Genomic DNA, 25786 nt, shown 5'->3' with positions numbered 1-25786 from the left:
CGCCTCCCGGGCGGTGGGAACAACCAGCAAACGCTCACAAATACCCGGGTGGCGACGTTCGTTCGACCGGCGTCCGCCGGTCTGTTCCATCGCCCAGTAAATGGTTCGGCAATGCCGTGACCGGCGTCCACGCTGCTATAGACGGTTCGAACGACCTCCACCTGTATGCGGGACCGCGTCGCTTCCTGGCGACGCCCGACGCCGCCACCTTGGCACCTTGCAACGCGCGGACCGGTCGTCGGAAAGCTCGAGCCAACCGGGCGTAGTCGCTGTGCAAAATACACCGCCCGCATGATTTGCCCGGCACCGCCGAGCTTGGCCACTACCTCGCTCACGCGCTCTTTACGGTCCAACACGCTTTCCGTGCCCTAATCCAAGGACCTTGCACCGAGCCTACTTTGTCGACCGCCTCCACTACTTGGAGCTCCCGCGCATCGCCTGAATGCGCAGATTCTCCGCACCTGGGGCGCGGCAACAGGGCTGCAACACGGCACATTCAGTTTAGACTTCTTAAATAATACCTAGCGCGCAATGAAGCTCGTGCGCCGTCGGAGATCGGCCAGTCCAGTGAACGTCGCCCCTTTCTTCGCGGTAGTGTCGCCTTTTTACGGCCTGAACGTAACGGCCTGCGTCATCGACTCACGCGACTGAGTGCAGCGCCCTTTCGCATCGGAACTATCCTTCAGGCGTGGAACATTGCGGGAAAAATGGAACGATATGTAACTCATTGTTTTCAATGATCTTCTGAAGTTTTCAGCGATTTGTTTCACGGCCCTGCGTGATGGGACGCGCCTGCCGCGCTGCATTATCAACGCGTCGCACCGGGGACGGTCCCGTCGTTGGCGCAGCGTATCGAATAAGACGGATTGTACAAATTCGATACGCTTTGAGCAGATCTGAGGTCTTCGTCGTTCGCGTCGGTGACCCGTCATACTCGAGTAAGCCAACGCTAAAACGGTGGCGTTTTTCAGCCAGGCAAGCGGGCAATGAGGAGCCGAACGCTTCGGAAGAGGGTAACGCGGATGACCGCAGCGGGATAGAAGCGTTAATGTAGTAGCAACGGTCCTTTCAATGCGACCTTGCTATGGAATGGAAAGTCACGCGGCCGACCGCGCCAGGTTACTACTGGTTGCGCTTTATCGACGAGCGATCGCCGCAACAAACAATAGCGGAAATCTCCGCGGTGCCTGGCGACGGGGCGGTCGATTTCGTTGTAATTTTGATGGGAGACGACACCATCATGGACCTCGATGACGCGTACTTCGATGGGGGCCTCTTCGCTGGACCGATCGAGCCGCCGATGACTGGAGATCGACCTTAGCAAGCGGGGGCCGAATGACGGCGAAGGAGTGGCGGTTTTGCGCTCGTCGAGCCACCGAGGAGCCTTTTCGCCGCTGCGAACCATCGCGGCGCGGTCGATGACCGAACAACGGCTTGAGTCCGCTCTGCTTATCGTCGCCACCATTGCAAAGCGCTGCCGGCCTGCGGTAAATCGCAGGTCAACCGCTACTTAGCCGCCATTCCAAGTCACGGGCCTGCCTGCGCAAGATTCGCCTACGGACATCTGGCGATCGAATGCCTGATCGAGGAGCATCTGCATCTACGGCCGCTGCTCAGTGACCGCTATGCGGAGGCGATCGAGGAACTCCAGCAACACTGATGCGGCGTCTTCTTGCGTTGCTGGGCGACGAAGCTAGACCCGGCGGCGAGGACAGATACGCCGCGGACGGCCTCGTAATTGAAGCTTGCTCGATGACCTTAATGCAAGGCATCGCCTTCGCACGTGACCGTGGCCTTAGCCTACTTAGGAAGCCTGATAATGTCTATTATCGGGATGGCGTTTCGTAGACGGTATTAAAAGTGTCACAAGTTCGTCAATAAAAGTGTCACTTCGCGTCCGCGAGGTCGCGGTGGCCAGAAAGACCTGATTCCTTTCCAAGAAATCGGCGCGGACACGTCCCCGCCAGATCGACCGCCGACCATCATCCGATCAGCGCTGGCCGACGTCGCTGCGTAGTCGTAGCTGAACGCGATGTCTGATCGCATTGATGTCCTTCTTGCGCATGGCAGGCGTCGTCGAGACGGAGGAGAGACGACCATAACTAAAGTGCGAACCGCACCAGAGACACCGAAATGGCGCGTCGATCACTCTGCTGCTGACGATAAACGGCATCTCGTGGAGGCATTCCAAACACCGTGTCTCCAGCGACTGTTGATGCGCCGGACAAGAATTTTCCTCCGTGAGCTGATGCAGCACACTATGGTAGCCGTGCGCCGCACAGTGTCGGCAGTACCGGAAAGCCTCGACATATCTTTGCCCCCGCGTCACATCGAGTAACGATTCGGTCAGCACATTCCTGGGGAGCCGTATCAGGCGACCCAGCTGTGTTAGGTCGAACGCGTCCCGTAGTGGTACGACGCCTTCACAAACCTCGGAGCGGATTAACTCGAGCAGCACTTGACCCGGAAGTGCATTGGCGCGAGCAAACTTCCACAAGATCGAGACGAGAGACTCGCCCGGCATCAGCCATTCGATCTTGAAGGAGCTGCCCAGCGCCAACCGGAGTTGCCATTCATCGAATGTCAGAATCGGGAAGCGTGGTGACTTAAGCGCGTCGCGCCTACGCGGTTACAAGTACCCGTCCGGTAGCATGGCGCGTTTGGATATAGCCGCAGTGGTGCACGGCGTGGGTCCACAAGGCTGCCTCGGGGCAGTAACCCGATCCATCCTTGATCTCGCTTTCCTTCAGCACGATTTCGACGGCGCGTGCGAAGGACTCCATCGGAATCTCGAGCTCGCCGGGCAGGCTCGCCTTATGATGTGCCGCTTCGAATGCCTGCCACAGCAGATGGGCATCGTCGACAAGGCGATATCCGGCGTCGAACGCCTCCGGCACGTAAAACCGCGTGAAGCTCCACGGAGTGCCGTGCGGATATGCCGTCTGATCGTAGCCGTTCAGACATGTGGCGACATCCTGGGCATTGCGGATACCGTAGAACGCCAGTTCTTCGACCATCAGACGCGCGACGATCTGCGTCTTGCCTGCTATCTGCAGCGCAGTCTTTTGCGCGAGCAGTTCCTCTTGCCCGACGAGGAAGGTGAAGAGCTTGATCTGCTGGCGATCAAGCACATCGTGTACATCGCGTAGCCATTCGTATTCGTTTTCGTTGTACCTTTGCGCTTCGTCGCAGAGGAGCAAGACAGTATTGCTTCCTGCGCGCGCGGCAGCCTCGCGAATGCGCAACGATAGCCGAGAGCGTTTGCTGCAGGCCGTACCGGCGTTCGGCGCATTATCGCCAACTGCCTCGAGCAGATTCGCGAAGAATGGCCCTTCGGCATGCCGCGGCTTGTGCTCGCATTGCGCATGATAGGTCGTTATCTTCGGATACTCACGCGCGAGGAGGAGACGGACATACTCGATGGCGCGCGTTTTACCAATTCTCGACGGTCCGTAGATAAGTGCGCCCATGATGCGGTAGCGCAGGCAACGCGTCACGAGTTTGTAGAACGCCTCGATCGCCGGCGTGGCAAGACGATAATTGCCGGTGACGAGCGGGTGCAGCGATGGATCGATCGGACGGGGTACCTGAAGCGACATGACTCACCTCCGACGAGGACGACGATGGGATTAAAAGACCTGACCGGTACCGATCGATAGTTTTCGGGGCCGTACCGACGTGCGTGGCGCGAGCTCGACGACTGCGGTCGTTGGCGTGGTTATTGTCGGCGCGGTGCCGGGTGGTCGCGCTGACTGTGGCTCGATCGATCGCAGCGGACCAACAGGCGTGCTTACTGTAGGTGCTGATGCGAGCAACAGCTTCACATGGGCCAGCTCCGTTGCTGCCTTGCGCGTCTTCTTCGCCTGCTTGAGCTTTTCGTCCACGTAGGCCGCGATAGCATTGGATTCGAGATTGGCGGAGCAACGTCGCCTACCGGCATGCTTGCGAATCTCCTGACGTAGCTTGAGGTTGTGCGGTACCACCCGCCACGCTCCTTGCGCCTCAAGAACACCGAGCTCCATGCCATCCGCCAGAAAGGCGCGTACCGATCGCAAATCGTCCGCGTTCATGTAGATGAGTAGATGCTGACCGATCAGGCGCGGGCTATTCGCAAGCACGAGGTTCGTGTAGCGCACGCCGTGAAGGTTAATGTGCGGACGCACGCCTTGTTCGAGATAGGCCCGCACGCGACGCTGTTTTGCCTGTTGCATCAGACAGAGTGTTCGACGCTGCTGTTCGGCGAGCCAGACAAGCATCGTTTGCCGGCCGCGCACGAAGTACTCCATCGCTTCGAGCGGCGTAGCGTTGTTAAGCCCGCGGTGCGGTGTGCCGTTGTAAGCGGAAACCGCATACTCAACTAATTCGGCCAGTTCGTCGAAGGAGACATAGAGCCGCAGGTCGCCTTTTGGATCCGCGAGCGCCCGGCGAAGGTCCCGTGGGTGCGAACCTGTGTAGCCAGGCAAACGGGACGACAGGCGGCTGGCGATCGTGCCAAAGAACCGCTCGATGTAGGGGCGCTCGTCCGGGCTGTGTCTCGGACCGGCATCCGCCACGCACCCGACGAATTCGCAAAGTGCCGTCAACGCCTCGTTTGCAAGATTCGCCTTCGCGTTGTCGAGCTTGATGCATTCCCATGTCACATAGGCAAGTTCGGGAAGGTGTCCTGACGGAAAGCCATCCTGTGGTCCATACGCGAGCCCAGGAATCGTGAAGGTTTGCGGGCGATGAGGCTCGAGCGCGTGTTCAATCGTCTTGATGACGTCATAGCGGCTGTACTCTCTCGCCAATGCGATGTGGTATCCAAGTACGGCGCGAGTGCAGACGTCGATGATCACAAGTAGCCATACCCGCTCGATCTCAAATTCATGCGCGAAGCCGAGCGGGTCACGCACGACGACCTTGAGACGGATGTCCAGTCTGTGACCGTCGAATTCGACTACCTGATATGGACGGACCGCTGCAGGCGTGCCAGCGTCGTCGACGCGCGGCAAGCCCTTGAGGTGTGAAGCGCCCGCGGAACGTGCTGCCGTCCCGAAACTGCGCAACATCTCGGCTTTCAATCGTCGCGCAAGCGAACGAATGGCATGGCCATTCGTGTTGAGCGGGTAATCGGCCGCCGTCAATCCCGCTGCCCGACATTGACGCAGGAAATTATCGTGCAGCGAATTCAGGCCGCGCAGACGGGTGCATAAACGACCGTCAGTATGCATCTGCACGAGCAGTATCTTGCGTTGCTTTACCTGAAGTAGCAGCCAACCTGCAACGCAGGGTAGCGCTCGAGAAGCTGGGCAAAGGCGCCAGCTGCGCCGCGGCACCCTCGCTCCCCCCGCAAGTGCACGTCGCTTACTCGCCCATACTCTGCTATGCGCGCGTAGTGAATGAGTGCGCGAAAGCCGAAAGGACGCCCGTCGGGATGAGCCGATTGCGCACGTTCCAGCCAGCGGTACAGTTGCCGGCGATTGACGTGGGTCGATTCCTCGATGGCCTTGATCGATTCGCCAGCTATGTAGCGCAGCACGGCTTGCCGACGCTGCTCGAACTTCCGGCGCGAGCCTTCGTCGAGTTCGGTATAGGCAACAGTAGGCCACGCGTTGGGATCGATCGCCTGTAGCTCCGGTTTGCGGCGACTCATGATATCGCCCCGGTCGCGGTGAACGAGGTAAGCAGCGACAGTGGTTGAGTTTGCAGTTCTGGTGCGCCCACACGACCCGTGTGCAACAGGCCGAACAAGGTTGCGCGAACGATGACCAGGTCGTAGATTGCGAATTCGCGCTCGATAGTAAGCAAGCGCTGAGCGCCCTTCAAGAAGCGCGCGATTGCCTGTGGCAAGGGTGACGGAGCGAGACCTCGATTCGCGACGAGGTAGGGAAGGATGCGCTGCCAGTTGTCGGTCCAAACACGCGCCGCAGCGAGCTCGCCCGATGCAACAAGTCGGACCTGAGATGCGGCGTCAAGATCGCGCCCCAACGCCTCCGCATCAGAGTTGCTTGATTCTTCGATTAGCACAACCAATTCTTCACGATCAGCGAACCGCACCCAGAAATCGGCAAGACGGCGGTTTCCGTCGATCAGAACATAACCAGGTCGCTCGCAGAAACTGATCACTTTCGGATTTGCCTCGAGAAGCAGCCATTGTTCGAGCAACGCACGCCGGTAGAACGTAACGCGACGGGCGAGTTTGGGGCTGAAGGCTTCGAACCGGTGGGCACCTCGTGGACGGGAAATCGTCACCGGCTCTGAGATGTGCAGGTTATTCGTCACGGGATTATCCTCCGCGGACGGGATCCGAAGTATAGGATGCGGATTGAAATCATTGAAAGGCCTCCTGGCCGCCCCAAGGAGGGGGCGGCCAGGGTCTACAGTTGAGATGCGATGCTCACCGACCCGTTCAGGAGGCTGAAATGAAATTTAGCGGAATTGATCTGCACTCGAATAACGCCGTGGTTGCGGTGATCGACGACGAGGATCGGGTGCTTTACTGCAAGCGGCTGACCAACGACCTTTCCCTGATCGTGGCAGCACTCATGCCTTGGCGTGCCGAACTGCAGGGAGTGGTGGTGGAATCAACGTTCAACTGGGTACTGGCTCGTCGACGGACTGATGGCCGCCGGCTTTGTCGTCCATCTGGCCAACACGGCGGCCATCAAGCAGTACGAGGGCCTGAAGTACGCCGGTGACGAACGCGACGCCGTATTCCTCGCCCACGTCTTCCGGCTCGGACTGCTACCTGAAGGCTACATCTATCCACCGCAGGAGCGCGGGTTGCGTGACCTCGCGCGCAAGCGCATGCGGCTTGTACAGCAACGCACCCTGCACATCCTCAGTATCGAAAGCCTGCTGGCCAGACAATTGAACCTGCGCATGAATGGCGACCATGTCCAACGTCTCGACGACGCAGCGGTACACGCACTTGCGCTGCCGCCGCATGTCGAGCGCTCATTGATGGCAAACCTGGCGATATTGCGCACACTGCGTATGGAGATTGCCTCCCTCGAAACGATCCTCCATCAGGAAGTGAAATTGCGCACCGAGTTCCAGATCCTGAAGACCACGCCTGGAATCGGCGAAATACTTGCTGCCACGATCATGCTCGAGACAGGGACCATCACGCGATTTCCCGGCGTTGGCCATTTCAGCTCCTATTGTCGGTGCGTCGAGAGCAAGCGGATATCTAACGGCAAGAAAAAGGGCGAAGGCAATGCTAGGAACGGTAACCGGTATCTCGCCTGGGCGTTCATTGAGGCCGCAGCAATCGCGCTCCGAACCTGCCCGCAAGCACGACGCTTTTATGAACGCAAGAAGGCGAAGCGCCTGCCCGTGGTCGCGATGAAGGCACTGGCGCACAAGCTGGGGCGCGCGGCCTACTACATGATGCGAGACGGCAAACCCTTTGAGGTTCAACGATGTTTTGGTTAAGTTTGGCGGGGGGCCGCGAGCCCGGTAAAGTTGTTGGTACCAAACCAGTGAATTGATTGGGCCCAGCCCCCGGCCATCCCGTTGTAGCGACGACTGAGACGCCCAGACCATGAGCCGACAACAGTCTGGTGCCCATACATGGGTAACCCTGGAATTGTCATGTACTCCTGGACATTGGCCTGGCACCGACGGTTTTCTGGAGCTCGATGATGTGAGCCAGGGGCAAACGCCAGATCAGCGGCGCTCGCCTTGATCCCGATGGGTGACTGGTGCGGATCAGTTCCGCAACCACACAGACGAGAAACCGGACGCGTCATGATGCTTCGCTGCGCGGTGCGGCCCAGACCGTTCGCAACGGCGCAAAACAATGCGCCAAGGATACGATTTACCCCTTTACCTCGGCCTTTCAATGGGTGACACTTTTATTGCGCCGCGAGTGAATATAGGTTTGTCATCTCGGGACACGGACGGCCCTCCCGTAAGGCTTCCGGAGTGACAGTTTCAGTTTGATTTACGGCACTCGCGCACGGCTCGACCGCGCTCGCCGAGCACCTGCGCGCGTCGATTCGTCAGCATGGGCGACCGTCGCTCACGGCGGTGACCTTCCGGATGGTGACCGAGGCGGCGCAACTGGCCGCATCGCCGCCGCGGGCCGATCACCCGATCAGTGCGTGGCTGCGGCCGCGCGTGGCGCGGCGGCTGAAAGGCGAGGGCATCCAGACGCTGGGCGAACTGGTCGCGTTCTGCAACCGGCGCGGCGGCAGCTGGTGGCGCTCGATCCCGCGCATCGGCCCCGGCCGGGCGCGCGCCATCGCCAGTTGGCTCCGTAAGCAGCAGGCATCACTGCAACTAACGATCGAGTCCGACGTCGACTCCGAGGAACAGGACGGCGTGCCGCTCATCGCGGCCGAACTGGTCGAGGTGGTCCCAGCCGCCAAGGTGACGGGAAGCGGCCCGGGCGGCGGTCCAAGCACCCCACAGTCTGAAAGCCGGCTGACCTTGGCGCCGCTCGAGCGTCTCGCCGTGCCGCATGCGCTCTCCGGCGCGCACGGCGAAAATCGCGCGACGGCCTTCTGTTATATCCAGGCGAGCCACGATCTAGATGCGGTGCGCGCCTATCTGAATCGCTTTCGCGATCAGCCGAAAACCTTGCGCGCGTACACCAAGGAGCTCGAGCGTTTTCTGTTGTGGGCGGTGGTGCTGCGCGGCAAGGCGCTGAGCGATCTGCGCGTCGACGACTGCGAGGCGTATAAGGATTTCCTGAAAAGCCCGGATCCGCGCTTTGTGGGTGAGCGCTTCCCGCGGCATTCGCCGCGCTGGCGTCCGTTTGCCTTGCCCAATTCCTCTGCGGCGGCCGATGGTACGGCTTCGCTGTCCGCGACGCTTTCACCGGAATCGCAGCGTTATACCGTTCGGGTACTGCGAACGGCATTCGCCTGGTGGGTCGACGTGCGCTATCTCGCCGGCAATCCGTGGAAGGCGGTCAACGATCCGGTCGTCATCAAACGCGAACGCGTGATGAAGATCGAACGCGCCTTGCCGGCCGATCTGTGGCGCAAATTGCGCAATGAACTCGAATGGCGGTCGGAAGAGCAGGGCGCTGTTCAATGGTGCGCGGTGCGAGCAGCAATTCTGTTGATGGGCGATTCGGGTCTGCGGCGTGAAGAAGCCGCCAGCGCCCGGCGCGAGGATCTGCGCCCTTCATCCTTTGGAACACCCGAGCGACCGGTCTGGGAGCTGACCCTCGTCGGCAAAGGGCAGCGCGAACGCACGGTGCCGGTGAGCGCCGCGACGCTGAACGCGCTGCGCGCGCATTGGGCGGACCGGGCTAAAGACGACTGGGCTCAAGATTTCGACGGGGCGACCGAAGAAGACAAACAGAGCGGGCCCCTGCTGAGCCCCGTCGTCATTCCGTGGACCGACGCGTCACGCCGGCGACATCGAGCGGGGGAGGGCGTGGAGAGCGGGAATGGGCAGCCTGTGAAGGAAGCAGGCTACACCGCCGACGGACTGAACCGGCTGATTAGTCGAATGGTCACCGAACTGGTTGAGACGATGGATGGGTTGAGCTTTGATGAACGCGTGAGGCTAGGGCAGGCGAATGCGCATGCGTTTCGACACACCTTCGGCACCCAGTCGGTCGCGGACGAGGTGCCGGTGGACGTCGTGCAGAAGGTGCTTGGCCATGCATCGCTGCAGACCACGAGCATCTATGTCCAGGCCGAAAAGCAACGCGTGGTCGAAGAGGTGGCTCGCTACTATGCGGGCGTCGCCGCGCATAAGACGGGGCAGTGAGCAGCAGCGCAGCCAGCGCTGCGTGCGTGACTGACAAAACGAATCACTTTCCGGCGCTCTCTCGTGCACTGGCGCGCCGGAACAAAGGAAAACACGATGACAGACAAAGAAATCAACCTGCGCGCCGGACTGGCTGCGTTCTCCGATGTGGAGCGCGTGGTCGCCGTGAACCTCGATCAGGTTTGCCGTCTCGCATCATGTAGTAGGCCGCGCGCGCCAGCTTGTGCGCCAGTGCCTTCATCGCGACCACGGGCAGGCGCTTCGCCTTCTTGCGTTCATAAAAGCGTCGTGCTTGCGGGCAGGTTCGGAGCGCGATTGCTGCGGCCTCAATGAACGCCCAGGCGAGATACCGGTTACCGTTCCTAGCATTGCCTTCGCCCTTTTTCTTGCCGTTAGATATCCGCTTGCTCTCGACGCACCGACAATAGGAGCTGAAATGGCCAACGCCGGGAAATCGCGTGATGGTCCCTGTCTCGAGCATGATCGTGGCAGCAAGTATTTCGCCGATTCCAGGCGTGGTCTTCAGGATCTGGAACTCGGTGCGCAATTTCACTTCCTGATGGAGGATCGTTTCGAGGGAGGCAATCTCCATACGCAGTGTGCGCAATATCGCCAGGTTTGCCATCAATGAGCGCTCGACATGCGGCGGCAGCGCAAGTGCGTGTACCGCTGCGTCGTCGAGACGTTGGACATGGTCGCCATTCATGCGCAGGTTCAATTGTCTGGCCAGCAGGCTTTCGATACTGAGGATGTGCAGGGTGCGTTGCTGTACAAGCCGCATGCGCTTGCGCGCGAGGTCACGCAACCCGCGCTCCTGCGGTGGATAGATGTAGCCTTCAGGTAGCAGTCCGAGCCGGAAGACGTGGGCGAGGAATACGGCGTCGCGTTCGTCACCGGCGTACTTCAGGCCCTCGTACTGCTTGATGGCCGCCGTGTTGGCCAGATGGACGACAAAGCCGGCGGCCATCAGTCCGTCGACGAGCCAGTACCCAGTTGAACGTTGATTCCACCACCACTCCCTGCAGTTCGGCACGCCAAGGCATGAGTGCTGCCACGATCAGGGAAAGGTCGTTGGTCAGCCGCTTGCAGTAAAGCACCCGATCCTCGTCGTCGATCACCGCAACCACGGCGTTATTCGAGTGCAGATCAATTCCGCTAAATTTCATTTCAGCCTCCTGAACGGGTCGGTGAGCATCGCATCTCAACTGTAGACCCTGGCCGCCCCCTCCTTGGGGCGGCCAGGAGGCCTTTCAATGATTATCAATCCGCACCAATCGATCCCGCTGGCACCGCGATTTCGGATTGACAGTTTTATTGCGTTCTACGCACGTCGAGCAAGACAGGGTTTGCCCGTCGGGTTTGCATAAAATGCGGAGTTGGCTGTTCGCCGCGTCGGGGGCTGGGGCGCCTGCCGGCGCGAACGTCACCACTACAACGCTAATCGCTGAATTCCCGAGGAGTAGGACTTGAGCCAAGAAGGGCAGTTGCTCGACAAGAAATCGCTCCGCGTCGTCAAGGGAAAGTCTGCAGACTGGAATGAGTTGGCCAAGGACTGCGTGGCGTTTGCCAATGCGACCGGCGGCTTACTGCTCATCGGCATCGAAGATGCCGCTACTGCGCCTCCGGCTGGACAAGTGCTTCCCGCCGAGCTGCCTGATCTAGTGCGCCGTCGCCTGAGCGAGCTGACCGTCAACGTCTTTGCGTTACCCGAGGTGCGCACGGCCGAGAATGGCGCGCAATATCTCGAACTGACTATTCCACGCGCCGTGGCGGTGGCGTCAACCACCGACGGTCGCTATTACATCCGCATCGCCGACAAAAGTGCACCCGTCACCGGCGACGATGTGCTGCGGCTTGCCAGCGAACGTGCGGCGCTGCCTTGGGAGACCCAATGCACGGCGCGCGTATCACGGCGCGTGGCGAACTCTGAGCAGGTCCGTCGCCTCATGCATGGCCTTCGTACGTCGGACCGAGTGAAAGCGTCGGTGTAAGAGAAGTCGGACGACGAGTTGCTCGAGCATTACATGTTGGCTCGCGGTGATTATTTGACGAATATGGGCGTCCTCTGTCTCGGCACGCAGTCCGATCGTGCTCAGCTCGCGACGGCGCCGGTTGTTCAGGTGATCAAGTACGACGACAACGGCGTTAAAATCAATAAGTGGGTTTGGGACGACCATCTTCTCAGTCCGATGGAGCTAGTCGAAGCGGTGTGGAAAGAGGTGCCGGATTTCCGAGAACGGTATGAGCTTCCGGACGGTCTGTACCGTCAGTACGTGCCAGCTTACGACGAGATCGTGGTGCGCGAGCTCTTCGTCAATGCACTGGTGCACCGGCCTTACACGCAGCGGGGCGACATTTTTATGAACTTGCATCCGGATCGCCTCGAGGTTGTTAACCCGGGACTTCTCCCGCTCGGTGTGACCCCGCAAAACATCCTGCACACGAGCGTTCGGCGCAACGAGATATTGGCGCGACTATTCCACGACCTGAAACTGATGGAGCGTGAAGGAAGCGGTTTCGACAAGATGTATGAGGTCCTGCTATCGCAAGGACGGCCCGCGCCTGAGCTCGTTGAACGACACGACCGTGTGCAGGTAGTGATTCGCCGACGCATTTTGAAGCCGGAGGTCATCGACTTTCTTGCCAAGGCGGATGAAACGTTTCTCCTCCAACAGCGTGAGCGGATCGCTTTGGGGCTGCTCGCGCAGCACGAAGCGCTCACGGCAAGGGAGCTTGCCATCATGCTAGAGCTTGCCTCCCCGGATGCACTTCGTCCCTGGCTGGCGCGACTGGTGGATTGGGAGGTGGTAAAGACCGCGGGACGCACGCAGGCCACGCGTTACTTTGTTGACCCGCACTTGCTGCGGAACCTCGACTTCCCGGCGGCGACGACCTTGAAGCGGATTGAACCACATCGTCTGTCGGCGCTCATTCTGGAAGATGTCGCTCGGTATCCAGACACGAGGATCGGCGAGATTCATCGGCGGGTAGGCTTGGAAATACCGCGCTCACAGGTACGACGGGCATTAGATCACCTGGTGAAGAACGGGAAACTGCAATTGTCGGGCACACGTAGTACGGCTCGATACACCCTACCCTCCTAGCGTTGGCGCAGATTGCCGTCTATCTCGGTACGATGAACCAAGGACCCCATCCAAGGTTGGGCGCAAACCCACGTCTTATAAGGCTTTCGCGACATCGCAACGTTGGTTCAGATATCGGAGATGAGCTAAGCCTAATCTAAACCATGCCCCATGGCCGCGTGACGTCGCGGTCGACCCCGAGGGTGCGGTCCTGACTCGAACGAGAACCGGCTCACGTCGAAACAAGACGCCGGTCGTCGCGTCTCTCCGCGCCGTCGCTTTTACCGCGTGGCTGACTTGGCTATGTTACAGATGCGCCAAAAAGTGTTTGATCGTCGGTTTGTTGTGGGGACGGTCGTCCGCGCGTCTGCGGCTCGTGCAGGTGATCTGTTCGTGTATACAGTGAACACCGCACGTCGCCGTTTGCAAGCATGGACCACCCGGCCTATACGGCGGCAACATAACGGATGGCGGAATCGGTGCGAGTCGCTTCCTTGACTGCCGATGACTGCGCACCGAAATAATTTTGCGAACATAGCGTGCGGAAACGGACGCGTCTGGCGACGAGGTGATTATTAACGGCAGCTTCCGATTGAAACTTGAGGATTTTCTTTCAAGAGCCGCCCACTCGAGAAAATTCTTTGATTTTTTTCCGATATTGCTTAAGAAATTAAGATAGTTCATATCAAAATGATAAGCGCATGGTATGCTCTTCCCAATTTAAAAATACAAGTTTTCGCATGATCGAGCGGGGCGGACGGCCACACCTCTACGGGCTTACGGGCATAGACGGATGCACGTCAGGTAGACTCATCGCGCGCGTTGCGAGGTTCAAAGAAAGCAATGGGTGACTCACCGCCGAACCGCAGTTAGATAAGCACGGTCGATAAATCGAGCCGGTCGAAGAACACACCGCTAAAAATAACTCTCATATTTAGTACGGTATCCGAATTGATTATGGCTGTCGGACGGGGCCGGCTGAAATCAGCAGCCGCACACCAACATAAGCACCGCAGGTGCAGCACGATTTGTTTGGGACGTGGGGACCAACCCATGCAGTTCCGCGGCATTTATGTCGCGCCGCTTCTGCTCGCCCTCGCGCTCGGTGTGGCGGCTTGCAAGAACAGCGGGAAAAACATGTCCACGAGCGGAGGCAACGTTCCGGTGACTGTTGCCTCCGTGCGCACCGCGCTGGATCAGAAGAACTTCGGCGAAGCGGCGTCGCTTGCCGACAAGCTCACGGTATTCGAACCAAACAATCCCGATGCCTGGATGATCGCGGCCGACGCGCGTTCAGCGGCGGGCAATCGCATCAGCGCGCTGGCCGCGCTCGAGAGCGCAATGAACCACGGCATGCGCGATAGCTCGCGCATCGACACCGATCCCTATCTCGAACCGCTTCGTACGTCGAGCGAATACGACCCGCTGCTGGCTCGCTTCGGACTCGCGCAGCCGATAGTGAAGGCCGGCGACGCCTCGATCGTCGAAACGTCCGCGGGCACCGTGGCGCATGCCGCTGACGTGTCCGTCACTCTTCCGAACGACAAATAAAACATAACCAAGCAATCACATGATTTCATTCAAGCAGAAGCTACTGAGCGTCGCAGTCACGGCGCTGGTCATTGCTCCGGCCGCTCATGCGCTGGACATCGAGGCGCGCGGCGTTGGCTCTGCTGCCATCACCGGCGACGTTAACTCCGTGCGCACGTTGGCCTTCCGACAGGCGAAGCGCAATGCGGTGCTCGCAGCACTCGACAAGGTGGTCGGCGCGGGAACGAGCCGCAACGGCGACGTGCAGGCGAAGCTCGATGACCTCGTGGTGCAGATCGGCGACGACGCGTTCTATGACGTCACGCCGAGCTCCGCCGATGGTCAGTATCAGGTCAAGGTGACGCTTCGCATGGACGACAAAGCACTGCGCAGCGAGATCAGCGACCTCGGTCTCGCGCTGAACACGACGGCGACTCGCAGCCAGCCAATCCTCGTCATGATGGACGAGTTCTTCACGACGCCCACCAACCTGCACGCTCCGCTCGAGGAACTCACTGAGTTCCGCCACGAAGAAGGCTCGCACTATAACGAGAAGGAAGCTGCCTCGAGCTCGAAGCGTGCCGCGTACGCGGCGAGTAGCGATGCCGCCTACGCGGCGAAAGAACAGGTCGCGTTCGCCGTGAACGACAAGTCGGCCAATCGCGTGAACGCGGCCTATAACGCGAAGGTCGCGGGCGCTGCGCAGGACAGTTACGGGAACGCGGCGGCGGTGTCTGCCAGCGGCTCGGGACGACTTGATGCATCGAGTCAGAGCAGTCATCAGGCGGCAGGGGCTGCGTCGCGTCAGGTGGCCGCTGCGGCGAGCAGCCGCGTGGCGGCCGCGTCATCGTCGAATTCGGCCTACGCGCATAACGTGAGCGCGGAGGACCACGACAACACGTACTACCGCAAACTGGTGAAGTACCAGCCGCAAAACACCGGGCCCGACGGCAAGAACTACACCTACAACGAGCTGAAAGGCCAACTGGCCGACCTCGACATCAAGGTGCTCGACAATGCGATCTTCAAGAGCCGCTACTTCGGCGACCGTGCCATTACGCTGAACCAGCTCGAGAACGGCGCGGAACTGACGAAGTACGTCGGCTACGTACGCAAGGACGCGACTGCAGACTATCTGATGATCGGCTCGTCGGTGATCTACGATCTCGGCGTCGATAAAAGTTCGGGCCAGCAGTCGTGTACAGGCGTCGCCAGCACGAAAACCTTCTCCACTAAGACTGGCGAAGACATCGGCTCCGCCACCCAATCCGAAGCCGCGATCGGCGCGTCGCCGGACGATTGCCGTGCCCGTCTCGCGGTCAAGCTAGCGGGGAGCCTCGGCAATCAGATCGGCAAGCGCATTCAAGAGTTCGTCAAGAAGCGCACGATGTACGGCGCTGAATACACGATCCGCCTCACGGGCGACAATCTTCCGCTGCTGACGCGCACGGCGTTCGGTCAGGCGCTGAAGTCGGTGCCGGGCCTCGAGAAGGGCACGCAGCGTCAGGCCGGCGCGGGCCAGGTGGAAATGATCGCCACGTACCGCGGCAGCGATCCGCTGGACCAGGCAATCGCGATGGCGCTTGGCAGCAATCCGCAATTCGCGAGCCTCGATTCGTCCGTTGACGGCAATGTCATCACGCTGTGCATGAACGGTTGCAAGAAGGCGGTCCACTGACATGCGCGCCCAAGTCTCCGCTCTCGCCGTCGCACTCGCCGTCGGCGTGCCGCACGCGCAGGCCGCGCAGACCGTCGGCCTGTACGTCGTGCCGGGCATTTTCTTCGACGATGCCGCGCCCGGCTCGAACCGGACATCGACGGCTAGCAGCAAGATCGACCCCGGGTTCCGCAATTCACTGGACATCGGGCAGACGGTCGCTTTGCTCCAGCAGCGTGCCCAGGCGCATTTCTCCGCGCTCTCGCCGACCATCGACAGCAAGAATCGTCTGCGCACGCTTGCGTTATCGGTCCAGGTGACGCGCGTGTCGCGCTATCAGATCGACAAGACCGACGGCACGACCGACGTCTATCTGCCGATCACGTTGAGTGTCTACTTCAGCAATCCGGTCACGGGTGAGGTGCTGCAGTCGTTCAGCCAGACGCGTTACGACGTGATGACCGTCCAGCAATCGCTGTCGCACGCCGATCTCGACGCAAGGGTCAGCACGGCCTATCGCTCCGGCTTCGCGGCCGTGCTCGACAGCACCCTGACGACGGCGGCGGCCCAGTTCAATCCTTACGTCGTCGAAGCCACCGTGGCGGACACCTGGCGTGGCTTCACGGTGCTCGACAAGGGCTCGAAGTCGGGCATCGGCAAGGGCGACGTGCTCGATGCCGGCGACGCCGAGGTCCGCGTGGTGTACGCCGGGCAGAGCTACGCGGTCGCGGTTCCGGTTCTGGGCAAGCCGGCGAGCGGTGCGGTATTCAGCCGGCCAGGCACGATGGCGCTGTCGGACGTTCGCAAGCCGCGCGTCATGGCGATCGTGAGCGATGGCAACGAAGACCTGTCCGATGCCGTCAGCACGCAGCTCTTCACTGACCGCCTTGGCAGCAACGCGCCGTTCACGACGCTACCGCTAAATGCGAATTTCAGCCAGGTTCAGGCATCGATCGACAGCCATACCGGAATCGGTCACGACGTGAGCGGCAACCGCGCATTGCCGAACTACTTCATTCGGATGGTATTGCCGCCTGCCCGCCACTACACGCTGGCGACCAATCTCAGCTACAAGACCTTGCAGCGATATCAGGCGTGGGCTTTTGCCGAACTGGTGTCGAAAGACGGACGCGTGCTGTATGCGGCGGACGTCGATCAGCGCATCGACGATACCGTGACCGATCGGTCCGGTTTCAACGTCGCGGACCGCAAGGAAGTGATTCTGAAGAACGCGCTCAGCGATCTCGCCGATCGATTTGCTAAGGAGGTGCACTTTAAGCCGGTGACCCTGAACGTGACCGATGCGTCGTCCGACACGTTTCAGATCGACGATCCCGGCATGAATCTTCAGCCCGGCGACAGCTTCCAGGTCTCGCATGATGCGGGCCGTCCGGGCAGCATCGCCGAGCGCGTGCTCGTTCCGACGTGGGATGCGCGCGTCGTCAGCCGCAACGGCAACACGATCACCGCGTCGACGGACCTCGCGGTCGCGGGCGATCCGCCGCGCCCGTCGCGCGGAGATGTCGTGCTACTGGACGGTATTGCAAATGCATCGGCGAGCGCACAACGGCTCGCGTTCTGCCCATCGGAGAAGAATCAGATCGGCTCAGTAACCCTCGAGCGCTTTAACCAGCTTGCATATGCAAGCGCGACGCGTGCGCCTATTACCCTGGTCGACCCGACCCTCGCCGCGCTCGTCGAGGCGCGTGTGAACGGCATGACCGGGTTCTCGAAGACGCTGGCACTCAAGCCAGCGGTGTATGACCGCTGCCTGGAAGCGCTGAACCGCATCGATCAGAAAGATCAGCGATGTGAAAACGGTGCATGCGCGGCCGTTTACAACATCCGTCTGGCGTACCGGGAAAAGGCGGCGGACACGGTGTCCGGTCAGGCCATCCTCGAACATGGATTCACGACCAACGCGTATCCCGCCTCGACTGGCACAACGGACGTCACCGCACTGCAGAACATCGATCTCGACGCGGACACGCGTTCCGGCCTCGATGGGGTCATGAAGCAGTTGCTCCTCAAAACCAACTAAGAACAGACCACTACTTTCACGGGAACACATCAAATGAAGACCTATTCCGCATTGCTCGGCGCCCTCCTCGTGTCCGGCCTCGCCATTCAGATGCCGCAAGCCAATGCCTTCGGCCTCGGCAACCTGACTTCGGCAATTCCGGTCGTCGGCGGCGGCGCGTCGGGCAGCACGGTGAGCGGCGCCGACGTCGACCTGTTCATCAAGACGGCTCGGGACGCGGACATGATGATCGCCACGTCGTCGCGCTACATCTACCGTGCGATCGGCGGCAAGCAGGCCATTGAAGAACAAGAAGCCAGGCTCGCAGCAGCAAACGCGATTGCCGACCCGGCCGAAAAGGCAGCCGCTCTCAACAAGATTCGCGATGACGAAGCGACGGTCGTCCAGAAGGCGTTGGCGAGCAATGACATTCAAGAAAAGCTCGCGTCGATGAACAAGGAACAATTGAAGTCGTTTGGCAATGCGGCGTTCACATACTTTCTGGGCGTGTTGAAGGACAAGCAGCTGGCGGACGGAAGCCGCGCGCTCGTGAGCGGTGTCGCCGCGAACCCGATGCTGCTCCCGCGTCTTGCCGCGTTGAAGGATGTCGTCACCTCGGTGAGCGCACAGGCAGTCAGCACCGCGAAGATTGGCGACGGACTGGTTCGGTTGGCGAGCACCGGCAAGATTGCTGCGCTGCCGACGTCGGCCTCCGAAACGCAAAAGCCTGTGGAAACGCTCTGATATTTTATCGGCATCTTGTCGATACCGTGTGAGCCCGGTGCTGTCTGGGTTCACGCTCGATCAGCGAACACCACGTAATTTGAAAGAAGGAGCAACATGAAGAAATTCGCATTTGCGACGGCCAGCGTCCTGGCGGCGCTGTCGATCGCCGCGCACGCCGAGACGCGCTGCGGGATCATCACCAACTCGCTTCCCGGTGGCGAACTGACGTTGGATGATCGCGACGCGGCCTGGAGGCTCGACCCGAATGGCGTTCCCGACAACATGCCTGACACTAACCGCGGTGAACAATGTGGCTGTATCACCGGTACGACGGACGCCCAGACTCATGTTTTCACGAGCGTAACAGGCGGCAAATTGAAGCCGATGAAGGTCTGCGATGCTGATAAGAAACTAACGCAGGCGTTCAAGGCTCGATATCACCTGACGAACTGAAACGCGGCCGTCGGATGCCGCTTCATGGTCCGCCGCTTCATGGTCGATGCGGACAAGCTTAGAAATCGCTCAAGTTTTCTGGCCGGCGACCGTTGGACAACATGCTCGCAACAAGTGTACGACTGAACAATATCTCGTCGAACTTTACCGCAAACGCATAACCGATGTCTGCGATGCAGCTGTTGTAACCATGTGTCCATGCGACCTGTGTGCAGTCAAGCGACATTTAATCAACCGAAATACGCGGAAGGACTGTCCAGAAGGATCTTATTCAAGGGAGTGTCTCACCCTGTTGATCCGGTCAGAGGTCGGGCGATTGCCAGCAAGAAAACTAATAAGGAAGAATTCGTGCAGATTCATGTAGCAGCCGTTGGTCTAGTAGTAGCCTTGGTCTCGCAGGTATCGAACGCGGAAGACAACGCCAAGGTCGCAAAAGCAATTGCAGAGCGTTACGTCGCTACGCTCGGTTGCGATACAAATAAGGTTGAGCCGAGAAATATTGCTCTGGTAACGGATCCCAAGGCAAACCCGGAAGACAACCTAAGCTCCTACTATGTCACGACGGTCGTATCTGACCTTCAATGCGCTGGTGGTTCCGGTACGGCCGCAGACCATATCGTTGTGGTCGGCAACGCAGCGCTCAAGGCTACATTGGATGGGAGTCTTCAGGCAGCTGACCTGCGAGTGCGCCCAGAACTTTCTGAGCCTGGCGCTGTAACTATGGGGCGCCAAGAAACATCACGAGTTTGTATCGCCAAAATGGACAACTGCAGGCCACTGGGTTGGAATATGGTGAGCATGACCCTAACTGCTGTCCTTCCTTGAAGACGATTTATAAAGTGCAGTTGATCCGAAGAGATGTGCAGGTTGGAAAAGATGATAAGCGCCCGGCAAATACCTGGGTCTTCACAAAAGTAAAGAACTATTAACGCTTTTGAGATGTGAAAGCGTTCGGCTCTAGTCTTCGAACACTTCGCATGTCGCCCGTTTCGCTGGAGCCGCTTAGGAAAAAACGATGCTCTTATGTCTTGGTATCTGTGTTGTGCGGGCAGCCCTGCATCTAAAGCGAATAATAACGTCTGCGGCTCCTACGTGCGAGATGATAGTCAACAACACTAGAAGTACTGCAGCGCTCAAGTCTTCTTTCGAGGCGGTCCGGGCGCGCTTTCGACGCGTTGCGGGCTGACTGAAGTTCTTGTTGTGCAGGCTTGGAAATCGCTTGTGCCTTGCGCGCGGCCGCTTTTTTCTGCCGCGGTCTGGGACCTGTACGCCTCGCCTGATATGCCAGCCTCCTCCAGCGCCGTGATCACACGACCGATACGTTTGCTTACTCGAAGCTAAAGGTTTCCTTTTCTTGGCCGATAACGGCTACTGAGTATGCCCCAATCTTCAGTGTCCGTTTCAAACGGCGCCGATGATTGTATCGGGGTCAACGGGCGGTCGGCTGGCAACGTGTCGACCTTGCAGATCCAATTTTGGTGCTTCCGATGCGTCACTTTCGCTACTCCTTCTTCTTCACCGTTGCTTGCGTTTGCCTTGCTTTTGTTTGGGGGCAGACCGCGACGGGCAATGGAATTCCGGCCATTGCGCTCGTTCTGTTGCTCGGCGTGATGGAAGTCAGCCTCTCGTTCGACAATGCCGTGGTGAACGCGTCAATCCTTAAGGATATGGAGGCCAAATGGCGCCGACTCTTTTTGACGGTCGGCATATTCGTCGCAGTGTTCGGCATGCGTTTGCTGTTTCCGATTCTTGTCGTTGCCGTGGCCACCGGTCAGGGTCTCATCGATGTTGCGAGCATGGCGCTGCAGGCGCCGGAGCAATACGCAGCATATCTGAGCGGCGCACATGTGGGCATCGCGGCGTTCGGGGGAATCTTCCTGTTTCTGGTGTTCGCGTCCTTCTTGTTCGATGACGAGAAGGATCTGCACTGGCTCGGCGCGCTCGAGGCGAAGCTCACCGGTCTCGGCAAGTTTGGCTCGGCGGGCACGATCTGCGCGCTGGCCATTCTGCTTTTCATCCAGGCGTTCTTCCCCATCGATGCGGCGACGCGCGTCACCGTGCTGGTAGGCGGCGTGGGCGGCATTTTTCTGTATGGGCTGGTCGACAGTTTGGGTAATTTCTTCGAAGACGACGAAGAGGGCGAAGCCGTGGACCGTGCCGCAAAGCGTGCAGGCGTGCTGGGCTTCCTCTATCTCGAAGTGCTCGATGCGTCGTTCTCGTTCGATGGCGTCATCGGTGCGTTTGCCATTACGCGCGATGTCGTGATCATCATGCTCGGCCTCGCCATCGGCGCCATGTTCGTTCGTTCCCTGACCGTCTACCTGGTCGAAAAGGGCACGCTCGACGAATACGTTTTCTTGGAGCACGGCGCGCATTATGCAATCGGCGCGCTCGCCCTGATCATGCTCAGAAGTATCGTGTGGCACGTCAGCGAAGTGGTGACCGGCCTGGTCGGCGTCGGTTTTATCGTCGCGGCTATGGCGTCGTCCCTCATCCATCGCAAGAACCACCCCGACTCCAACGCGGAAGCACGCTAAGCCGCTTTCCGTCCAATCCCCACGTTATTGCTGCAAGGAAGACTCATGGCAGTTTCTCTATCAAAAGGCGGCAACGTCTCGCTGTCGAAGACCGCGCCTTCGCTGACTCGCATCCTCGTCGGACTCGGCTGGGAAGCCCGTGCGACGGACGGCGAAGACTACGATCTCGACGCCAGCGCTTTCATGGTGGGCGAGAACGGCAAGGTGCGCGGCGATGAAGACTTCATCTTCTACAACCAACTCAGCTCGCGCTGCGGCTCGGTTGAACACACGGGCGACAACCGCACGGGTGCCGGCGAGGGCGACGACGAGGCGCTGAAGATCGATCTGACGCTCGTGCCGAGTCACGTCAAACGGGTCGTGGTGTGCGTGACCATCGACGATGCGGAAGCGCGCCGTCAGAACTTCGGTCAGGTGTCGGGCGCGTTCATGCGCATCGTGAACCTCGACAACGACGTGGAAATCGCGCGGTTCGATCTGTCGGAAGACTACAGCACTGAAACTGCGATGATCTTCGGCGAAGTCTATCGCCACAACGACGAATGGAAATTCAAGGCGGTCGGCCAAGGCTACGCGGGCGGCCTCGAGTCCCTGTGCGGCCAGTTCGGCGTGCAGGTGGCCTGAACGGCGGCGTTCTTTAAAACATTCAGCAAAAAGAGGCATAAAAATGAGAAGGCTTCCGGTTTATCTGCTACTCGACGTCTCCGGTTCGATGAGCGGCGAGCCCATCGAGGCGCTGAAGAACGGCGTGCAGATTCTCGTGTCGACGTTGCGCCAGGACCCGTATGCGCTCGAAACGGCATACCTGTCCGTGATCACGTTCGACAGTTCCGCGCGTCAGGCCGTGCCGCTGACGGAACTTTCGGCGTTTCAGACGCCGAACATCGCGGCCAGTGGCACGACCGCGCTCGGCGAAGCGCTCGGCCTTCTGGCCACACGCGTCGAAGCCGAAGTAAGCAAGACCTCGGCGGAAGTCAAGGGCGACTGGAAGCCCCTCGTGTTCATCATGACCGATGGAGTGCCGACCGACGATTGGGCACGCGGCCTTGAGAAGCTCCGCAAGGTCCGCACCGGCGTGATCGTCGCGTGCGCGGCGGGTCACGGCGCAGACACTAACGTGCTCAAGCAAATCACGGAAGTCGTCGTGTCCCTCGACACGGCCGATTCGAGCACGATAAAGGCGTTTTTCAAGTGGGTCAGCGCGTCGGTGTCGACGGGCAGCCAGAAGGTCGATCAACAAAAAGAAGTCAGCGGTCTCGGCGATCTTCCGCCGCCGCCGCCCGAAGTCAACGTGGTGCTGTAAAGAGGTTAAGACATGGCGATCACCCTTAAGAAAGGCCAAGGCGTAAGCCTGAAGAAGAACGAGTACGATCTGTCGATGGTCACCATCGGGCTCGGCTGGGACATCAACGAACCGAAAGGCGGCTTCCTCGGCGGGCTCTTCGGCAAGAAGCCGGAAGAGTACGACTTAGATGTCGTCGCGTTCCTGTGCCACGACGACGGCAAGGTACACAACCTCGGCGATCAGACGAGTGGACGTCAGACGCTGGTCGGCGGCGATGTTGTGTTTTTCAACAACATGCATCACAAGTCGAACTGTATCTGGTTGACGGGCGACAACCGCACGGGTGCCGGCGACGGCGACGATGAGCAGATCATCGTCAAGCTGAACGATCTGCCGGACACCTTCAGCAAGATCGTCTTCGTTGTGCAGATCTACGAGGGCGAAAAGCGCGAGCAGAACTTCGGCAAGGTCGCGAACGCCTACATTCGCGCGGAAGACGGCAAGAGCAAGGAAATGGTCCGCTTCGATCTGTCGGGCGGTGCGGCCTTCACAAATTGCCGTTCGATGCTGTTCGCCGAACTGATGCGCGAGGCGAATGGCTGGAAGTTCAACGCCATCGGCAGCCCGGAGCAGTCGGACACGTTCGTGACCTGGCTCAAGCGTTACCTCTGAGCACGAACGTAGAGAGCGAATCCATGAGCAGGCGACTTCCTGTCTACATACTTTTGGACACGTCCGGTTCCATGCGCGGCGAGCCCATCATCTCGGTGAACGTGGGGCTGCAGGCGATGATCGGTGCGCTCCGGCAAGACCCGTACGCGCTGGAGAGCGTGCATCTTTCCATCATCACGTTCGATATCGAGGCACGCGAGTATTTGCCGCTGACCCCACTCGACGACTTGAGTCTCGGCGAGATCACCGTACCGGAGGCGGGCGCCACGTTCATCGGTGCAGCGCTGGAACTGCTGATCGAACGGGTCGACCGCGACGTCAGGAAGTCGACGGCTGCGAACAAGGGCGACTGGCGGCCGCTGCTGTTCGTCATGACCGACGGTAGCCCGTCCGATCTCCACGCTTTTCGTCAGGCGGTCCCCGGAGTCAAGGCGCGCAACTTCGGTTCCATCATGGCTTGTGCAGCCGGTCCAAAGGCGAAGGAGGAAGTCCTCCGGGAGTTGACGGATCGCGTTGTGCTGCTCGACACGATGGATGCATCGGCGTTTTCCGGCTTTTTCAAGTGGGTGTCGGCGTCGGTCGCGGTCGGTTCGAGCAGTGCGGGCATGAGCGGGCAAGTGTCGTTGCCGCCGCCCCCACCCGAGGTTCAGCTGGTTCTCTAAATACGTCCACGGACGCATCGGTGGCGGCGCGCAACGGCGCCGCCGGCATCCGTGGACAGCTTTTCAAATAGTGCTAAGCATCAGGAGAGACTCGATGCGCAGATTGCCTGTCTTCTTTGTTCTGGATTGCTCGGAATCGATGGCGGGGGACAAGATCAGAAAGATGGAAGCCGGGCTACAGTCGATCGTGCGCGCGCTGCGGACTGATCCGCACGCTCTCGAAACAGTGCATGTGTCGGTGGTGGCGTTCGCCGGTATCGCAAAGACCATCGTGCCACTGGTGGAAGTTGTGTCGTTTTATCCGCCAAGGCTGCCGCTCGGCGGCGGCACGGCGCTCGGCGCCGCGCTAACCACGCTCATGGACACGATAGACCGCTCCGTCGTGCGCACGACCGCCGATACCAAGGGCGACTGGAAGCCCATCGTCTATCTCTTTACCGATGGCCGTCCCACGGACCGCTATCGCGCGGCGATTTCACGCTGGAACGCGGATTACGCGCATCGCGCGACGCTGATCGCGGTGGGAATCGGCGGCAACGCGGACCTGTCGGTGTTGAAGGAATTGACCGGCCACGCGCTCGTCTTCGATGACACGCAGGAAGAAGCGTTCACGAAATTCGTGCGATGGGTGTCGTCGTCCGTCGTCGCGCAGAGCAAGAGTGTCGGCGACGGCGCGAAGGCCGATGCCTTGCCCGTCCTCGATGAGCAAATTCTCCACGTCGTCAAGGAGGCCGTGCCTGCGGCGGACGAAACATGCGTGACGCTGGTGGGTCGCTGCCAGAAGAGCAGCGAGCCCTATCTGATCAAGTACGACCGCGAATCAAGCGCCGTCAACACGCGTGACCTCGCTTTCGAAGTATCCGGCTACCGGCTGGCGGGCTGCTATCCCATCGGTGCCGATTACTTCGAATGGACCGATCCGAACGCAGGCGATGCCAAGGTCAACACGTCGATGCTGTACGGCTCGCCGAGCTGCCCGCATTGCTGCAACACGACGGCATTCGCCGCCTGCGCATGCGGCAAGCTGATGTGCCTGGGTGCGCCGGGGGAGGCGCGTTGTCCGTGGTGCGCGAAGGATGTCTTCTTCGGCTATGGATCGTCGGACGGTGATGATGGCTTCGATGTGCGGCGTGGACAGGGGTGATACGGTGAGCGAGAAATCAAAGTGGTCCGCTAATGCGGAACTGAGAGCACGCACCGCCCCGGCAGTGGAGTTGCTGGTCGATGACATTCTGAGTGGCAACGGCACTTTCAGCTCGTTGCGCATGCCAACCTTCGCGAAGGTTCATATCCAAAGCTTTGCCAAATCCGACGAAGCCTGTGACCTTGTGCTGAGCTTCGCGATGGAGCTTTATAGAAAAGCCAAACTTCATTTCCCGCACGCAAGCGAGATTCCTGCCCTGCAAGCCGGCGATGTCGCCGAAAAGGCTCAGGCCAGCCCCCTTTCAAT

Annotated in this window: 16 protein-coding genes and 4 pseudogenes; 16 read left to right on the top strand and 4 right to left on the bottom strand. The window is 59.8% G+C overall.

The genetic code is table 11. From position 1 onward, the window contains the following. Positions 1–1084: 1084 nt before the first annotated feature. Positions 1085–1321 (top strand): hypothetical protein, encoded by a 237-nt coding sequence (locus tag LDZ21_RS28790; protein ID WP_244797890.1) that lies wholly within the window; start codon positions 1085–1087, stop codon positions 1319–1321. Positions 1322–2621: 1300 nt separating this feature from the next. On the opposite strand, the gene LDZ21_RS28785 is transcribed toward LDZ21_RS28790, so the two are convergent. The 3 genes and pseudogenes from LDZ21_RS28785 to LDZ21_RS28775 form a co-directional block, all read right to left on the bottom strand. Next, complete coding sequence (locus LDZ21_RS28785) at positions 2622–3599, bottom strand: AAA family ATPase (protein ID WP_244797889.1); 978 nt, start codon at positions 3597–3599, stop codon at positions 2622–2624. Between the two features lie 30 nt (positions 3600–3629). Next, positions 3630–5632 (bottom strand): annotated as a pseudogene (locus LDZ21_RS28780) (integrase). Continuing rightward, positions 5629–6261, bottom strand: coding sequence for a hypothetical protein (locus LDZ21_RS28775; protein ID WP_244797888.1), 633 nt, complete (start codon positions 6259–6261; stop codon positions 5629–5631). Before LDZ21_RS28775 ends, LDZ21_RS28780 begins: the two are co-directional and overlap by 4 nt. A gap of 140 nt (positions 6262–6401) precedes the next feature. Between LDZ21_RS28775 and LDZ21_RS28770 the strand changes: the two are divergent. Then, positions 6402–7416, top strand: a pseudogene (locus LDZ21_RS28770) (IS110 family RNA-guided transposase). Positions 7417–8025: 609 nt separating this feature from the next. Next, positions 8026–9711, top strand: a complete 1686-nt coding sequence (locus LDZ21_RS28765; RefSeq protein WP_244797887.1) for a site-specific integrase — start codon at positions 8026–8028, stop codon at positions 9709–9711. A gap of 112 nt (positions 9712–9823) precedes the next feature. On the opposite strand, the pseudogene LDZ21_RS28760 reads toward LDZ21_RS28765, so the two are convergent. Continuing rightward, positions 9824–10877 (bottom strand): annotated as a pseudogene (locus LDZ21_RS28760) (IS110 family RNA-guided transposase). A gap of 300 nt (positions 10878–11177) precedes the next feature. Here LDZ21_RS28760 and LDZ21_RS28755 point away from each other — a divergent pair. The 13 genes and pseudogenes from LDZ21_RS28755 (at position 11178) to LDZ21_RS28695 (ending at position 25480) form a co-directional block, all read left to right on the top strand. Continuing rightward, a pseudogene (locus LDZ21_RS28755) lies at positions 11178–12815 on the top strand (ATP-binding protein). Between the two features lie 1032 nt (positions 12816–13847). Continuing rightward, positions 13848–14345 carry a hypothetical protein gene (locus LDZ21_RS28750; RefSeq protein ID WP_244797886.1) on the top strand — a complete coding sequence of 166 codons (498 nt, stop codon included), beginning with the start codon at positions 13848–13850 and terminating at the stop codon, positions 14343–14345. A 19-nt stretch (positions 14346–14364) separates the two neighbouring features. Beyond that, positions 14365–16002 carry a hypothetical protein gene (locus LDZ21_RS28745; RefSeq protein ID WP_244797885.1) on the top strand — a complete coding sequence of 546 codons (1638 nt, stop codon included), beginning with the start codon at positions 14365–14367 and terminating at the stop codon, positions 16000–16002. A 1-nt stretch (position 16003) separates the two neighbouring features. Continuing rightward, positions 16004–18022: a hypothetical protein gene (locus LDZ21_RS28740; protein WP_244797884.1), complete on the top strand. Its 2019-nt coding sequence runs from the start codon at positions 16004–16006 to the stop codon at positions 18020–18022. 33 nt (positions 18023–18055) lie between these two features. Beyond that, positions 18056–18745, top strand: a complete 690-nt coding sequence (locus tag LDZ21_RS28735; RefSeq protein ID WP_244797883.1) for a hypothetical protein — start codon at positions 18056–18058, stop codon at positions 18743–18745. Positions 18746–18841: 96 nt separating this feature from the next. Further along, positions 18842–19180 carry a DUF4087 domain-containing protein gene (locus LDZ21_RS28730; RefSeq protein WP_244797882.1) on the top strand — a complete coding sequence of 113 codons (339 nt, stop codon included), beginning with the start codon at positions 18842–18844 and terminating at the stop codon, positions 19178–19180. Between the two features lie 279 nt (positions 19181–19459). Then, positions 19460–20005 carry a hypothetical protein gene (locus LDZ21_RS28725; protein WP_244797881.1) on the top strand — a complete coding sequence of 182 codons (546 nt, stop codon included), beginning with the start codon at positions 19460–19462 and terminating at the stop codon, positions 20003–20005. Positions 20006–20667: 662 nt separating this feature from the next. Then, on the top strand, positions 20668–21717 hold the full coding sequence (locus LDZ21_RS28720; protein ID WP_244797989.1) for a DUF475 domain-containing protein: 1050 nt from the start codon (positions 20668–20670) through the stop codon (positions 21715–21717). A gap of 45 nt (positions 21718–21762) precedes the next feature. Then, complete coding sequence (locus tag LDZ21_RS28715) at positions 21763–22341, top strand: TerD family protein (protein WP_244797880.1); 579 nt, start codon at positions 21763–21765, stop codon at positions 22339–22341. A 43-nt stretch (positions 22342–22384) separates the two neighbouring features. Continuing rightward, entirely contained in the window at positions 22385–23020 is a 636-nt protein-coding gene (locus LDZ21_RS28710; RefSeq protein WP_244797879.1) for a vWA domain-containing protein, read from the top strand. A gap of 12 nt (positions 23021–23032) precedes the next feature. Next, the gene (locus LDZ21_RS28705) at positions 23033–23674 is read left to right on the top strand and encodes a TerD family protein (RefSeq protein ID WP_244797878.1); all 642 of its coding nucleotides are present in this window, start codon (positions 23033–23035) and stop codon (positions 23672–23674) included. Positions 23675–23697: 23 nt separating this feature from the next. Then, complete coding sequence (locus tag LDZ21_RS28700) at positions 23698–24336, top strand: VWA domain-containing protein (RefSeq protein WP_244797877.1); 639 nt, start codon at positions 23698–23700, stop codon at positions 24334–24336. Positions 24337–24430: 94 nt separating this feature from the next. Next, a complete protein-coding gene (locus tag LDZ21_RS28695; protein ID WP_244797876.1) occupies positions 24431–25480 on the top strand; it encodes a TerY-C metal binding domain-containing protein in 1050 nt (349 codons plus the stop codon). Positions 25481–25786 lie beyond the last annotated feature (306 nt).

The sequence above is a fragment of the Caballeronia grimmiae genome, assembly GCF_022879615.1.
In the GTDB taxonomy this organism is placed as follows: domain Bacteria; phylum Pseudomonadota; class Gammaproteobacteria; order Burkholderiales; family Burkholderiaceae; genus Caballeronia; species Caballeronia grimmiae.
This window is presented reverse-complemented; position numbering and strand designations above follow the sequence as displayed.

Excerpts from the sequence above, each read along its gene's own strand:
- LDZ21_RS28710 (WP_244797879.1), top strand. The coding sequence starts at position 22,385 with ATGAGAAGGCTTCCGGTTTATCTGCTACTCGACGTCTCCGGTTCGATG.
- LDZ21_RS28765 (WP_244797887.1), top strand. The coding sequence starts at position 8,026 with ATGGTGACCGAGGCGGCGCAACTGGCCGCATCGCCGCCGCGGGCCGAT.
- LDZ21_RS28790 (WP_244797890.1), top strand. The coding sequence starts at position 1,085 with ATGGAATGGAAAGTCACGCGGCCGACCGCGCCAGGTTACTACTGGTTG.
- LDZ21_RS28695 (WP_244797876.1), top strand. The coding sequence starts at position 24,431 with ATGCGCAGATTGCCTGTCTTCTTTGTTCTGGATTGCTCGGAATCGATG.
- LDZ21_RS28730 (WP_244797882.1), top strand. The coding sequence starts at position 18,842 with ATGAAGAAATTCGCATTTGCGACGGCCAGCGTCCTGGCGGCGCTGTCG.
- LDZ21_RS28745 (WP_244797885.1), top strand. The coding sequence starts at position 14,365 with ATGATTTCATTCAAGCAGAAGCTACTGAGCGTCGCAGTCACGGCGCTG.
- LDZ21_RS28750 (WP_244797886.1), top strand. The coding sequence starts at position 13,848 with ATGCAGTTCCGCGGCATTTATGTCGCGCCGCTTCTGCTCGCCCTCGCG.
- LDZ21_RS28705 (WP_244797878.1), top strand. The coding sequence starts at position 23,033 with ATGGCGATCACCCTTAAGAAAGGCCAAGGCGTAAGCCTGAAGAAGAAC.
- LDZ21_RS28715 (WP_244797880.1), top strand. The coding sequence starts at position 21,763 with ATGGCAGTTTCTCTATCAAAAGGCGGCAACGTCTCGCTGTCGAAGACC.
- LDZ21_RS28735 (WP_244797883.1), top strand. The coding sequence starts at position 18,056 with ATGAAGACCTATTCCGCATTGCTCGGCGCCCTCCTCGTGTCCGGCCTC.
- LDZ21_RS28740 (WP_244797884.1), top strand. The coding sequence starts at position 16,004 with ATGCGCGCCCAAGTCTCCGCTCTCGCCGTCGCACTCGCCGTCGGCGTG.
- LDZ21_RS28720 (WP_244797989.1), top strand. The coding sequence starts at position 20,668 with ATGCGTCACTTTCGCTACTCCTTCTTCTTCACCGTTGCTTGCGTTTGC.
- LDZ21_RS28785 (WP_244797889.1), bottom strand. The coding sequence starts at position 3,599 with ATGTCGCTTCAGGTACCCCGTCCGATCGATCCATCGCTGCACCCGCTC.
- LDZ21_RS28700 (WP_244797877.1), top strand. The coding sequence starts at position 23,698 with ATGAGCAGGCGACTTCCTGTCTACATACTTTTGGACACGTCCGGTTCC.